13 protein-coding genes are annotated in these 13,110 nt (G+C 64.2%); 8 read left to right on the plus strand and 5 right to left on the minus strand.

All coding sequences use genetic code 11. The features are described 5' to 3' along the window. Positions 1-383: 383 nt before the first annotated feature. A complete protein-coding gene (locus ABQJ48_RS18315; protein ID WP_367839414.1) occupies positions 384-2,387 on the minus strand; it encodes a bifunctional DedA family/phosphatase PAP2 family protein in 2,004 nt (667 codons plus the stop codon). Positions 2,388-2,823: 436 nt separating this feature from the next. On the opposite strand from ABQJ48_RS18315, the gene ABQJ48_RS18320 reads away from it, so the two are divergent. Further along, positions 2,824-3,168, plus strand: a complete 345-nt coding sequence (locus tag ABQJ48_RS18320) for a hypothetical protein (RefSeq protein ID WP_367839415.1) — start codon at positions 2,824-2,826, stop codon at positions 3,166-3,168. Between the two features lie 99 nt (positions 3,169-3,267). Continuing rightward, positions 3,268-3,744: an OsmC family protein gene (locus tag ABQJ48_RS18325; RefSeq protein ID WP_367839416.1), complete on the plus strand. Its 477-nt coding sequence runs from the start codon at positions 3,268-3,270 to the stop codon at positions 3,742-3,744. A 240-nt stretch (positions 3,745-3,984) separates the two neighbouring features. On the opposite strand, the gene ABQJ48_RS18330 is transcribed toward ABQJ48_RS18325, so the two are convergent. Together ABQJ48_RS18330 and ABQJ48_RS18335 are read right to left on the minus strand one after the other, a co-directional pair. After that, positions 3,985-4,218: a hypothetical protein gene (locus ABQJ48_RS18330; protein WP_367839417.1), complete on the minus strand. Its 234-nt coding sequence runs from the start codon at positions 4,216-4,218 to the stop codon at positions 3,985-3,987. Positions 4,219-4,283: 65 nt separating this feature from the next. Next, entirely contained in the window at positions 4,284-4,751 is a 468-nt protein-coding gene (locus tag ABQJ48_RS18335; RefSeq protein ID WP_367839447.1) for an Lrp/AsnC family transcriptional regulator, read from the minus strand. 153 nt (positions 4,752-4,904) lie between these two features. Here ABQJ48_RS18335 and ABQJ48_RS18340 point away from each other — a divergent pair, with 153 nt between their 5' ends. After that, on the plus strand, positions 4,905-5,546 hold the full coding sequence (locus ABQJ48_RS18340; RefSeq protein WP_367839418.1) for a LysE family translocator: 642 nt from the start codon (positions 4,905-4,907) through the stop codon (positions 5,544-5,546). Between the two features lie 256 nt (positions 5,547-5,802). Here ABQJ48_RS18340 and ABQJ48_RS18345 read toward each other — a convergent pair whose 3' ends face one another. Further along, positions 5,803-6,312 carry a DUF1993 domain-containing protein gene (locus ABQJ48_RS18345; RefSeq protein ID WP_367839419.1) on the minus strand — a complete coding sequence of 170 codons (510 nt, stop codon included), beginning with the start codon at positions 6,310-6,312 and terminating at the stop codon, positions 5,803-5,805. Between the two features lie 310 nt (positions 6,313-6,622). Here ABQJ48_RS18345 and ABQJ48_RS18350 point away from each other — a divergent pair, with 310 nt between their 5' ends. From ABQJ48_RS18350 to ABQJ48_RS18365, 4 genes are all read left to right on the plus strand, one after another. After that, positions 6,623-8,182: a S53 family peptidase gene (locus tag ABQJ48_RS18350; RefSeq protein ID WP_367839420.1), complete on the plus strand. Its 1,560-nt coding sequence runs from the start codon at positions 6,623-6,625 to the stop codon at positions 8,180-8,182. Between the two features lie 158 nt (positions 8,183-8,340). After that, positions 8,341-10,005 (plus strand): S10 family peptidase, encoded by a 1,665-nt coding sequence (locus tag ABQJ48_RS18355; RefSeq protein WP_367839421.1) that lies wholly within the window; start codon positions 8,341-8,343, stop codon positions 10,003-10,005. Between the two features lie 364 nt (positions 10,006-10,369). Further along, positions 10,370-10,528, plus strand: a complete 159-nt coding sequence (locus ABQJ48_RS18360) for a hypothetical protein (protein WP_367839422.1) — start codon at positions 10,370-10,372, stop codon at positions 10,526-10,528. Positions 10,529-10,533: 5 nt separating this feature from the next. Further along, entirely contained in the window at positions 10,534-10,797 is a 264-nt protein-coding gene (locus ABQJ48_RS18365; protein WP_367839423.1) for an RNA-binding protein, read from the plus strand. A 260-nt stretch (positions 10,798-11,057) separates the two neighbouring features. Here the strand turns inward: ABQJ48_RS18365 and ABQJ48_RS18370 are convergent, their stop codons facing one another. Then, on the minus strand, positions 11,058-11,318 hold the full coding sequence (locus ABQJ48_RS18370) for a hypothetical protein (protein WP_367839424.1): 261 nt from the start codon (positions 11,316-11,318) through the stop codon (positions 11,058-11,060). A 639-nt stretch (positions 11,319-11,957) separates the two neighbouring features. Here ABQJ48_RS18370 and ABQJ48_RS18375 point away from each other — a divergent pair. Next, the gene (locus ABQJ48_RS18375; RefSeq protein WP_473094151.1) at positions 11,958-13,088 is read left to right on the plus strand and encodes a L,D-transpeptidase; all 1,131 of its coding nucleotides are present in this window, start codon (positions 11,958-11,960) and stop codon (positions 13,086-13,088) included. Positions 13,089-13,110 lie beyond the last annotated feature (22 nt).

The raw sequence follows: 13,110 nt of genomic DNA on the forward strand, positions 1-13,110 counted from the left end.
AGAAGCCGTATTGGGTCAATCGACGTTGCATTGGCGCAACGCATTAACTGACACTTGCTCGTTGAATATATTCAGCCACAATCTGCGTCTGCATGCGGCCTGCGAATTGTAAAAGCGCTTCTAGCGGATTTCACATTCGCGTCGACAAGTACATAAGCCTGCCTGGTTTATGGCGCGGTGCAGATCACGTTATGACCTGCAGCCGGACTCAAAGCAGTCGCTTGCTGACGCTTGTCCGCGCAAACCGATTGCGACGTTGTGTCGAAATCCTTGGCAACCGTGCCAACTGTCTGAGCCGACGGCAAATCGTTTGCAGGTGCAACGAACCGGCATAGTGCGCGGCGGCGGCAACGGCCAGCGCCAAAAAAGCCTGATCCCGCCGCTCAGTTCGCCGCGGATGTCAGCAGCGACACCGGCACCCCATGACAATCGACCTGGGCCAGAATGCGTGCGCCGGATCCCGCTACTGCTTTGGCGTGGGTGTCGAACGAACCGGGGTCTCTGTCGACTCGCAGGATGTTGAGCGGCCACGACGGCCGGAACAGCCGTTCGTGGGCGAAGGCGCCGAGCCATAGCGGCGTGGCGGAGCTGCCGTTTTCCACCGCGTAACCGCTCGGCCAGAAACGCAGCACGTCGCGTTGGGCGCGCGTGTCGCCGGCACGCATCAGGACGAGCGACGAAGGCACGCCGTTGTCCAGCTTCGGCAGCACCGGCAGCGACACCGCCGCGACGTCGGGCGATGCAAGCGAGAGCAGGCTGTGCGCGGACACGTCGGCGCCCTCGATCCATCCCTGCGCACGCAGTTGTGCGCGGATCGAATCGAGGCTGGACGCCCACTGCAGCGTGAGCGGCTCCTTGCGGTCGCCGCCGATATCCGAGCGATAGCACGGCAGCCGTTTCCACACTGAGCGGGTCCATTCCGATTGCGTGACGCGGATGGGCGGCGGGTTGGGCAGGCTGCCGGGCGGCGCCGGGAGATTGATGGCGAGCTGTGCGCCCGCGCCGAGCAGAACGACCACCAGCATCACCGCGGGCATCAACGGACGTTGCGGCGGCGCTTGCGGATGCCGCCAGATCGCCGTCAGCGCGACGAATCCCACCCACGCATACGCGAGCGCCGCACCGCCGATCGCGTCGGACAGCCAGTAGCGCCCGAAGTACACGCCCGCGAGCGCCACGACGATCACCACGATCATGCTCGCCGCCGCCACCAGCACGGCTTGCACCATGCCGACCCGGCGCGCGAGCAGGAACGCGAGGAAGCCGTACACGATGACCACCGCAGCCACGTGATTGCTCGGAAACACATAGTGGCCGGTCATCAGTTCATTGGGCGGCGAGCGGTGCATCGCGAATTGCAGCCCGAAGATCAGCAATTGGGAAAACGCTGCCGCGGCGAGCCAGTAGCCGATGGTGCGCCAGCGCCGCTCCCACAGCATCCATAGCGTGACTGCGACCAATAGCATCGCCAGCGTGATGCTGCTGCCGAGCGTCGCGAGCGCCGCCAGCACCGTGTCGCCCCACGGCGTGCGCACCGATTGCAGGAAGTGATAGACGGACAGATCGACGATCGTCAGCGGATCGCCGCTGACCACGTCCGCGAGCACGCCGAAAAAAAGCGCGCCGCACGCGAGCACGATCAGCGATGTCACGAGCAGGCTGGTCGCGTCCGGCAACTCGGGGTCGAGCATCTTGCGCGCGGTCCGGCCGAGCGGACCGGGGTGCCGGCACGCCCAGTCGCCGAGATGGCGGCCCGCGGCACTGGACCACGCATTGGCGTGCGCGAGCACGAACCGGGCGCCGCGAAAGCTCAGCCAGACGATGCACACCAGCAGCGCGAGAATCACGACCAGCCGGAACGACACCGCGCCCGCGAGCAGCACCGACGCACCGAACACGACGCCCGGCAGGATATGAGCGGGCGCCCACAGCAGCGCGGACAGCAGGTTCATCGCGTAGAAGCGCAGCGGCGACATGTCGAGCATGCCCGCGACGACCGGCACGATGGCCCGCAGCGGACCGATGAAGCGCGCCAGCACGACGCTCTTCGCGCCATGCTTGTGAAAAAAACGGTTGCCCGCGTCGAGCAGTTCCGGGTGTCTGCTAAACGGCCATAGCTGGATGATGCGTTCCTTGTAGCGGCTGCCGATCCAGAAGCTCATGCCGTCGCCGGCGATCGCGCCGACGATCGCCCACACGAAGACCCAGCCCAGGCTCAGCGAACCGGTGCCCGTCAGCGTGCCGGCGAGGAACATCGCGGTGCTGCCGGGAATGAAGGTGCCGATCACGGCGATCGCCTCGAGGAAAGCCGCGAGGAAGACGACCGCAAGCATCCACGCCGAATGGCCGGCTAGCTGATGCAGAAGGTGGATGTAGGCATGCTCCATCGTGCGCGCTCGGCCGCTCTGGCATGACAGCCGATCATAACGCGCGAGGCAGTGGTGTTATTCCCTTTTGAAAGGTCGCGGGCGGCGAAATGTGGCGGGCGTCGTGGAACTGTCTGCTCGATGAGTCGCTTCGTGGCCGTGGGGTTGAGAGCGTTGCGGTCCGTCGTTCGTCCGCAAGGATTGGGTGACCGCGATGTTGTGCGGCTGTGTGGGCGGCGCCGCGAGCGCACGGCCGCGCGAGAGCGGCGCGCGTCGGCCTTGCTGCGGGATTCTCGCGCCGCCCTGCGGCTCGGCTTGCTGCGGGCGTCAATGCGATGTGCCGTCCGCTCCGCGCACCCCGTCGCACTTGAACGAAGCACCCAACGCGACGTCATATGTTTGAGCGGTCCGCATTGCGGGCGTCGCGCGCAACGCAGTTCAACGATGTGGTGAGTGCATGATGAAAATCGTAACCGGCAGTATCGCAATGACGATGTCGGCGCTCGTGGCGGCGCTGATGCTTGGCGCGGCGGGGGCGGCTGATGCGCAGCAGCCCAACAACGCGGGCGGCGGGTTGCCCGGCGCGCAGCCGGGCAGTTCAAACAATTCGGGCGCTTCCCCGGGAACGGGTTTGCATGTGAGTCCCGCGCCAATGCCCGGTACCGGAACCTCGGCAGGCGCGACGGGCAGCATCGGCTCGGGCCCGGCGCTCAACACGATGCGGGCGAACGGCACGGCCCTCTATATGAACCCCGATCCGCGCGCACCGAACGTGACCGGCAGGGCCGCGCCGCCTCGCTAGGAGATTGGCCACGCTCGCATGCAGCTTGCGCATCGCCGAGTATAGAATGCATGTCCCGGCAATCGGGTCCGGGCCTGGTTCGACAACATGGAGAGGGGCATGGCATACGGCGAGCACACATACCAGGTATCGGTGCAGTGGACGGGCAACCTTGGCACCGGCACCTCGGGATACCGCGACTACAGCCGGGATCATACGATCACGGCCGGGGGCAAGCCCGCCATTGCCGGCTCGTCGGATGCGGCGTTTCTCGGCGACGCGAATCGATGGAATCCGGAAGACCTGCTGGTCGCTTCCGCTTGCGCGTGCCACAAGCTCTGGTATCTCCATCTTTGTGCGGACGCCGGCATCGTGGTGCTCGACTATCGCGACAATGCCGAAGGCACCATGCTCGACACGCGGCAGCAAGGCCGTTTTTCACAGATCGTGCTTCGCCCGCACGTCGTCATTCGGGCCGGGGGCGATGCGGAACGGGCTGCGCAACTGCATCATGTGGCGCACGAGAAATGCTATATCGCGAACTCGGTCAATTTTCCGATCCACTGTGAACCGGTGATCGAAACGCAAGCGTGTTAATGAGCGCACGCGGCTTGCTGCAGTGTGCCGGCAAACTAAAACGGTACCGCGCGGCTGCGGTCACGAGCCAGCGGGTTCATTGAACGAAGCATTCTTGCCTGCGATGACCCGCGCCGCCGTTGCGGAAAAAAGCGCGAACTGCGCTGGCCACGCTTTGCCGAACGCCCTTCGGATGCAACGGGCCGTGACGCATAAGCGGCGATGCAACAGACGGTGACGCGACCATCGCCCGGCTGCGCCTCAACGATTGCCGTCGAGTAGATCGCCGAGCAATTCGTCGAACGCCGCCTGCGCGTCTTCCAGTTCCTGCAACGCCGCATCGAACGTCTGCAACGCGAACTGGGAAGGCTTGCCGCTGCCGGCGGGCGGGAATTGCGATTGCAGCGACGCAAACGCCGACTGCACACGTTGCGTCGCGGTCAATACCCGCTCCATCGCGGCGGTTTCTTCGGCTCGCGCCTTTTCGTCGTCCATGAAAACTCCGTGTTCTTCGGGTCGGCTCGCGCCGTGGCAAAGAGTGGACTATGCCATGTTCGCGCTCAGGACAGCGGCAAGCCGCCGTTGGCCTTCACCTCATGCAGCGACAAGGCCGACTCCACCGATGTCACGCCCGGCAGACCGCGCATTTCATCGCGCATGAACGTGCCGTAGTCGTCGAGGTCGCGGGCCACCACCTGCAGGATGTAATCGGCACTGCCCGACACGTTGTGGCACGCGAGAATGCGCGGGATCGCCTGCACTTCGCGCTCGAAGCGCGTGGCCACCGTGCGGTCGTGCACGGCAAAGCGCACATAGACGAACGCGACTACGCCAAAGCCGAGGGCGGAGCGCGACAGCACTGCCCGGTATTGATCGATGTAGCCTTCGTTTTCCAGGCGCTTGAGGCGGCGCGCGCAAGGAGTCTCGCTGAGGCCGACCGTTTCGGCCAGCCGGGCATTCGACATGCGGCCGTCGTTTTGCAGCGCGGCGAGGATTGCGCGGTCGGTTCTGTCGAGGTCGGACGTCATGGCTTTGGGCGGCTGCCGCTGTTTGGCGGAAGCCATCGTGATAATGCTAGATCTTAGCGTATTCCTCCACGCAAGAGGCTTGACGAACTGATATTCGCCAGAAAACTCTCCGTCTCTGAGGGCAAGATAGAGCCTTCAAAACAGGAGACTTCGATGATTTCCGCGCACCTGCTCGCCGTGTATGTCGCTGCGTTGCTGGTAGTTTATGCGGTGCCCGGCCCGGATATGGCGCTGGTGCTGCAAACGAGTATCGGACGCGGCATGCGCAATGGCTTCGCGGCCGCCGGGGGCCTGGGCTTGGCGCGCGCGACGCATGTGACGCTCTCCGCCTGCGGCGTGGCGGCGCTGTTGCGCAATGCACCCTGGCTCTACGACGTCGTACGCTATGGCGGCGCGGTGTATCTGGCGTGGATCGGCATTCAGATTTTCCGCTCGCCGGTGTTCGCGCTGCCCGAGAGCGGCGCCGCGGCGCTCGCTGCGAATGACGGCCGGCATCCGCTACGGACGGCCTTCGTCAAAGGCTTGCTGACGAATTTGCTCAACCCGAAAGCGCTGCTGTTCTGCTCGGTGCTGTTGCCGCAATTCGTGCGGACCGAGGCGGGGCCGGTTGCGTTGCAGATGGTCGAACTCGGCCTGGTGCTGCTTGCTATCGGCGCGTGCTTCGACGTGATGTATGCGATCGGCGCCGCGCGGATTGCCGCCTGGATGCGCGCCCATCCTCTTGCGCAGACGTTGCAGCGTTGGACGTTCTCGGCCGCGCTGATCGGCTTCGCGCTGCGGCTCTCGCTGGACTGAAGCCTGGCCGCAGGCACGCGCCGTTTCGATGCGGCGCGGCTCTGGCATGCCGTTCACCTGGTTGGCTTCTGCGCGCGGCGCGTAGGCTCCTCGATAATTTTGCAGCGGGGCGTACGAGGCGGTCGCGATCGTCTTGCCGCAGGCCGTCCAGGAGACGCGGCCCACGCCATTGCCGGCGGCGCCGAGTGGCGCCGACACTGGCCGGCGTGGCGGTCAATGCGGTTGCGCCCGCGCCTGCCGCCCCGCACGCAGGTCTTTACTTGATGCCGCCCAGGTAGTCGAGTTTGCCGATCTCGACGCCGTTGTGACGCAGAATGTCGTAGGCCGTCGTCACATGAAAATAAAAATTCGGCAGCACGAAACCGAGCAGATAGGACAGACCCGTGAACTCGACCGGGCCGCTGCGCAATTTCAGCGTGATCGTGCGCTCTTCCGAGCCGTCGATCTGCGTCGCATTGAATTCCTTCAGGTAATCAATCGTCTTTTGAAGGCGGGCCTGCAGTTCTTCGAAAGTCTGTTCGACATCTTCGTATGCGGGCGCTTCGACCCCGGCCAGACGCGCGGCGCAACCCTTCGCGGTGTCGCTCGCGATATAGACCTGGCGCACCAGCGGCAGCATGTCCGGCGCGAGCCGGGCGCTGGTGAACACCGAGGGATCGATCTGCTTTGCGGCGGCATGCGCTTCGGCCTTGCCCAGGATGGCTTGCAGGTTCGTGAGTCCGCGAATCAGCACGGGCACGGATGCTTGATACATCGAAATTGACATGGGTTCCTCTGCTTCTGAATCGTGCGCGCCGGGCGCGCGAGGCGATGTAACGGCTGGATTGCCGCTGCAGCATCATAGCGCGAGCGACGCGCGTCGGCATCGAGGCGCGGCAGCGTTAGCCATTCGGATAACTGCCACGTGTCCCGGAACTGTGGTCGAATGCTTGGGTCGGACGCTTGACGCGTTTCTTGAACAGCGCGCTGCCGCCGTAGGGGGCCAGGTGTTGCTCTGCGGCGCTCGTGCAGGTCCGTGACGTGCTCCGGCTGCAAGTTGCGGCCCGCGCGGTCACGTTAACAGGAGAGTCGAAACCATGGTCAACAAGCACCCGTTGCCGGGAAGCGAGCGAACCGTCGAACAAGGTTCAAAGGTGGTTGGACAGTGCGACCCGGCGCAGCGCATCGAAGTGTTTGTGATGCTGCGCCGCCAGCAGCAGGCGCAGTTCGATGCGCTGATTAGCCGGATCGAAGCCGGCGACCCGAACGTCAAGCCGCTGTCGCGAGAGGCGCTCGCCAAAGAGTACGGCGCCTCACCGGACGACGTCGCCAGGGTGAAGGCTTTCGCCGCCGCGCATGGACTGACGGTGGTCCACGAGGACCTCGCGGCGCGCTCGGTTTTGCTAAGCGGCACCATCGGGCAATTTCAGAGTGCGTTCGAGGTCAAGCTCGAGCAGTTCCAGCACCACTCGGCCGGGCAGTTTCGGGGGCGCACCGGCACGATCAGCGTGCCGGACGACCTGCACGGCGTGGTGGAAGCGGTGCTCGGACTCGACAACCGGCCCCAGGCGCGGCCGCACTTTCGCATCCGGCCGCCGTTCGTGCCGTCTCGCGGGCAGCAGGCGTCGTTCACGCCGCCGCAGCTCGCGGCCCTTTACCAGTTTCCGCAAGGCGACGGCGGCGGGCAATGCGTCGGCATCATCGAACTCGGCGGCGGCTACAACGCCGCCGATCTCAAGTCCTATTTCGCGAGCCTCGGCGTAGCTTCGCCCACGGTGAAGTCGGTCGGCGTCGACCAAGGCGGCAATCACCCGAGCGGAGACCCGAACGGGCCGGACGGCGAGGTGACGCTCGACATCGAGATCGTCGGCGCGATTGCGCCTGCCTCGACCATCGCGGTGTATTTCACGCAGAACAGCGACGCCGGTTTCATCGACGCCGTGAGCCGGGCGGTGCACGACACAGTCAACAAGCCGTCGGTGATTTCGATCAGCTGGGGCGCGCCGGAATCGAGCTGGACCAGTCAGTCGCTGAAGGCGTTCAACAGTGTGTTGCAGAGCGCGGCGGCGCTGGGCGTGACGGTCTGCGCGGCATCGGGGGACAGCGGTTCCAGCGATGGCGCGGTCGGTGGCGATCAGGTCGACTTTCCCGCCTCGAGCCCGTATGTGCTGGCGTGCGGCGGCACGAGCCTGGCCGCGTCGGGCACGTCGATCGAGCATGAGGTGGTGTGGAACGACGGCGCACAGGGTGGCGCCAGCGGCGGCGGCGTGAGCCGGGCGTTTCCGGTGCCGACGTGGCAGAACGGCTTGTCGGCCACCGCGCTGGGCGGCGGCAGGAAGCCGCTGGGCGGGCGCGGCGTGCCGGACGTGGCGGGCGACGCGTCGCCTGTCACTGGCTACAGTGTGCTGATCGACGGCACGCAGACGGTGGTGGGCGGCACCAGCGCGGTCGCGCCGCTGTGGGCGGCACTCATCGCGCGCATCAACGCGGCGAAGGGGCAGCCCGCCGGCTTCATCAACCCGAAGCTGTACAAGACGCCGGCCGCGTGCAACGACATCACACAGGGCAACAACGGCAGTTTCGCGGCGGCCGCGGGCTGGGATGCCTGCACGGGGCTCGGCAGTCCCAATGGTCAGAAAGTGGCGGCGGCACTATAGTCTGCAGGTCAGGTCTGGAACTCAGGCCCTGCAGTTGTCGCTGTGCGATGCCGAAGGAAGTCTCATTGGCGGCGCCCTGCAACGTGTATCGTAGGGACGCCAGAAGGAAGTCCCTTTGAGGGCGGCCCACAAGACGTGAACGAACCCATGGAGCGATCATGACGAACACCGAGTCAGCTTCCGTTAGTCCGCAGTCGCCGCACAATTCTCATGCTTCGGCCACCCGGGCTGCTCCGGCCGCTTCCGGCGCCGCGCATCAAGCCGGCGATCAACCGTTCTTCGATCCAGTCGCCTATGGCAACGGGCCGGACGATTCCGTCACCGCAGTCGACGAGACCGCCGCGCTCACGCATCATTCGGTCACCATCGGCGGCCACAAGATCAACTACACGGCGACGGCCGGTCACCTGGTCATCGTCGACCCGAGCAGTTCGCAGCCGGCAGCGCGGATGTTCTACGTCGCGTTCACGCAGGACAACCAGAAGGAGGAAACCCGCCCGCTGACGTTCTTCTATAACGGCGGCCCGGGATCGTCGGCCGTCTTCGTGCTGTTGGGCTCGTTCGCGCCGCGCCGCATCAAGACGTCGATGCCGGGCTTCACGCCGCCCGCGCCATATTCGATAGAAGACAACCCGGACAGCCTGCTGGACCGCAGCGACCTGGTGTTCATCAATCCCGTCGGCACCGGCTACTCGGCAGCCATCGCGCCGAAGAAGAATCGCGACTTCTGGGGCGTCGACCAGGACGCCGACTCCATCAAGCAGTTCATCAAGCGTTTCCTGACCAAAAACAATCGCTGGAATTCGCCAAAGTATCTGTTCGGCGAATCGTATGGGACGGCGCGCAGTTGCGTGCTGGCGTATCGCTTGCACGAAGATGGCGTCGATCTGAACGGCATCACGCTGCAATCGTCGATTCTCGATTACACGCAATCCGGCAACCCGGTCGGCACGCTGCCCACCGCAGCCGCGGACGCGTGGTATCACAAGAAACTCGGCATCGCGCCGCGGCCGGCCGATCTGGGCGCGTTCGCCGAGGAAGTCGCGCAGTTCGCGCGCACCGATTATCTGGCGGCGCTGCGCAAGTTTCCCACCACCGATTCGGCGACCGTCGAAAAGCTGAGCGAGTACACCGGCATCGACAAAACCAGCCTGCTTGCGTGGAGCCTGGACATCGCGGCCTACGACAGCCGGGGCAATTCGCTGTTCCTGACCACGCTGCTGAAGTCGCAAGGCCTCGCGCTCGGTGAGTACGACGGTCGCGTGACGGCGATCGACACCGGCATTGCCGGCAAGATCGACCCGAACTCCGGCGGCAACGATCCGACCATGACGGCGGTGACCGGTGTGTACACGACGATGTGGAACGTGTATCTGAACGAGCAGTTGAAATACACGTCGACTTCGTCGTTCACGGACCTGAACGATCAGGCGTTCAAGTACTGGGACTTCGGTCACATCGATCCCACCGGCGCACAGAAAGGGCTCGACTCCAAAGGCAACATCATTCTCTACACCGCCGGCGATCTTGCCGCGGTGATGGCGCTCAATCCCGATCTGAAGGTGCTGTCGGCGAACGGCTTCTTCGACTACGTGACGCCGTTCTATCAGACCGTGCTCGACCTACAGCAGATGCCGCTGCTCAGTCAGCAGGTCCGGCAGAACCTGTCGGCGCGCTTTTATCCATCGGGGCACATGGTTTATCTCGACGGCGGGTCACGCACCGCACTGAAGGCGGACCTCGCGCAAATGTACGATGCGACCGTGTCGAATACGCAGGCGCTTGGCCGGATTCGCGCCTTGCAGGCGCGAGCGGCGAACTAGCGGCGCATTTGCCGAGGGACCATGCGGGTAGCGGCGGCAGTTCGGAATTTCCCGCGTCTCTAACCTGTGCTACGAAGCGATGCGGCGGCGCGTGAGCCGGCGCTTCGCCTGCGCCGCTCTGTCGGACGCTCGCTGTCGCCCTCGTAGCCGTCTTGCTCGCGCGGTCGTGCAGGATCGCCGAGGCGCGCGATGCGCCGTCTTGAAATGAACTGACGATTTGCTGTGGGCACTAGCGGGTATTCAGGTACAGTGCATTGACGGCGGTTTTTCAGCCGGCTGTTACCCTACCGTTGGGGCGGCGCTATTACCGAATGCGGTTATTCCTGAGTATCTGAACATGCATGGATTCGCAGAGGAGTTTCAGATGATTGCCTTCTACCTGTCATTGATTGCTTTAGGCGCAGGCGGTGTTGCAGTGCTCCGCGAACTCGCCGCAACGCAGGCGAAACAACGTGCGGCGCTGCGCCCGGCGCGCATTGAGACCGGGGATCGACGCATGAGCCACGACGCGCGTCGAGGGTAGGCCGTATGAACCTCATCGTGCGCAACATTTCGCAGTCGTGCAGCGAGCAGCAAGTGTTGGACTTCCTCAAGCATGAGCTCGGGCACTACGCGAAAAACGTCGAGGTGATCGACGCCGGCAAGCCGGGCGCGTACGCGATAGCCGAACTGGACGCCGACGTCCCGTATGTCGGCGAGGTAATCGCGCGGCAGATTCATGGCAAGCACCTCGGCGGTCAGGCGCTCGAAGCGAGCGCCGATCTGTTCACCGACGAACCGCCTGCACAGTAGCCGGCCTCGGGCCATCCCGCCGAAGCGCCTGTGGCGGGGATGCGTTTCGACTAGCGAGTGGACGCCCCGCAGGCTTGTCGGGCTTGCCTCGGCGTTGGTTGCGTGGCGTTCTGTTTATGCTCGTGCTCGCCCGCACCGGGCAGTACGACCACGTCCGCTTGCGACGCGTCATGTCGTGCATAACGTTCCCGCGCTCGGCGTTGGTGGCAAGCTTGCGAAGGAAGTCACCGGTCACGTCGCAGCGGATGCGGTTCATGTGTTCACCGGCGCGCGGCCGAGCCGGCATTTCGTGGCCGGCGGTCGGCGCCTTGTGCGCCAGCGTCTCGAATGCGGCAAGTGCGTTCGCGAACGTGCGCAGCCGGCGCTTCTTCCTCTTTAGGTCGGCGCTCGGCACTACGCCGCTGCGCATCGCCATGATAGAGCCACTCCGCCGCATGCTTGCTGCGGGTCATCAGGCTTGCCCCCCCGCCAGCCACCGCATACTGCGCAATCATCGGCTGCGTCTCGATATTGACGAGCATGAAATCCTGTGTCCGTTAGTCCCTGAATAACACGTCGCTGTTATCCGGGGTGGCGAGCATCGCATAGGCGTGCGGTTTCATGTCGAGCGCGCGATTATTGTCCGCGCAAAAAAGCTGAACGCCTGCTACGTACAGGCTGCGTCTTTCTGGTTTTCGTAAGGCAACCGTATTGCGACGAAATATGCGTTGTAACTATCGAAGCGTCTTTTTTCGGCGGCGAGCTGCTCTCATTCGGCATAAAGCGCGGCGGTGACCTGCGTTCATTGCGATGCGCTCCTGAACGCGATGGCGTCGTGTTGTGTGATGATTTGATTGCTCTGCTTGCGCATTCTCACCGATCAACGCTCGTGCGCCGATAGGATGATCAACGATGTCGCGAGCGCGGGCAGGCGACGCAGTTTAACCAGCAACGCAAGCTGATTCAGCATCGGCGATTTATCGCCCGGATGCGCTTTAACACTTATATACGTTCTTTAAAACTCCCGTGCGGCTTATCCAATAAGCCCGAAGTTTATGACGCGACGTATGAATCATCGCGAACTAGATCGACAGGAAGTGAACTGCTTAGTAACATTCTCGTTCCGAGCGCCGCATAACCGGGCGAGCAGTCAATAAAAAATCAAGTTTGCTCTAATACGCATGAACTACCCAGATCGGCTTGGCCAGCTTGTATCGGACCGCCTGACTTCCACTCCGGTAGCTCATCGGTGCGACAAAGCGGGCTTGTGGCAACTTCGCTGCGAGTTCTGCGAGCCGCGGTTCGCGCGCACTGCTTGCGTTGCCCGTGCCACCCGCAGGGGGGGCGCACACGCCGTGGCTGTATTTCGTTTTGCTGCGCGCGCTGTTGCCACAAGTGTCTGTGCGATTTCGTGCGCCTGCGCCGTGGCAGCGCCAGGTAACGGGCCCGCGGCGCCGGCAGGCGGGCAGGGCGGGGCGGACGGGCCCGCAGCTACGGTCAACGCGTCGGCGGTCGCCGCGCCCGACGCGGCGGGCGTCGTCGATCCGCGCCGTGCGTTTATCCTGAGCGAGGTGTTCGCGCAAACCGTCACGCGGCGGTTGAAAGTGCCGGCAGGCGAACAGCGAGCTTATGCCAATCGTCTGGAAACGGCGCTCACTGCCGACACGCTTGGCAATCTGTCGGGCGAGTACGTCGCGCTGGTCGATCGCAGCGCGAACGTGCAGGCGCTGTTTCTTTTCTTCCGCGCCGCGCCGGCCGACAACTGGCAGATGATTGGCGCATCGCCGGTGTCGACCGGCCGGCCTGGGGAATACGACCATTTCATCACGCCGCTCGGCGTCTTCGAACATACGCCCAGCAACATGGATTTCCGTTCCGAGGGCACGCAGAACGAGAACCACATTCGTGGCTACGGCAAGCGCGATATGCGGATCTTCGACCTCGGCTGGGCGCAGGGCGAACGCGGGTGGGGCAAAGGCGGCATGTCGCAGATGCGCTTGCAGATGCATGCGACCGACCCCGACCGGCTCGAACCGCTCCTGGGCATCCGCCACTCGAAAGGCTGCGTGCGGATACCCGCGTCGCTCAATACCTTTCTCGACCACTACGGCATTCTCGATGCCGAATACTCGGCGCTGATCGACTCGGGAAAATCGCTCTGGGTGTTGAAAAGTGACCGGCAGATCATGCCTTGGGCGGGGCGTTACATCGTTGTGGTGGACTCGCAGCGCAAAGGCCGGCCCGCATGGGCGCCGGTACCCGGCAGCAAGGCGCGCGCGAAAGTGCCGGAGGCCGCGGACACCGCCGATTGAGTCCGCGTTCGGCGAGACGCTT

The organism is Paraburkholderia suaedae (assembly GCF_040812055.1).
GTDB lineage: Bacteria > Pseudomonadota > Gammaproteobacteria > Burkholderiales > Burkholderiaceae > Paraburkholderia.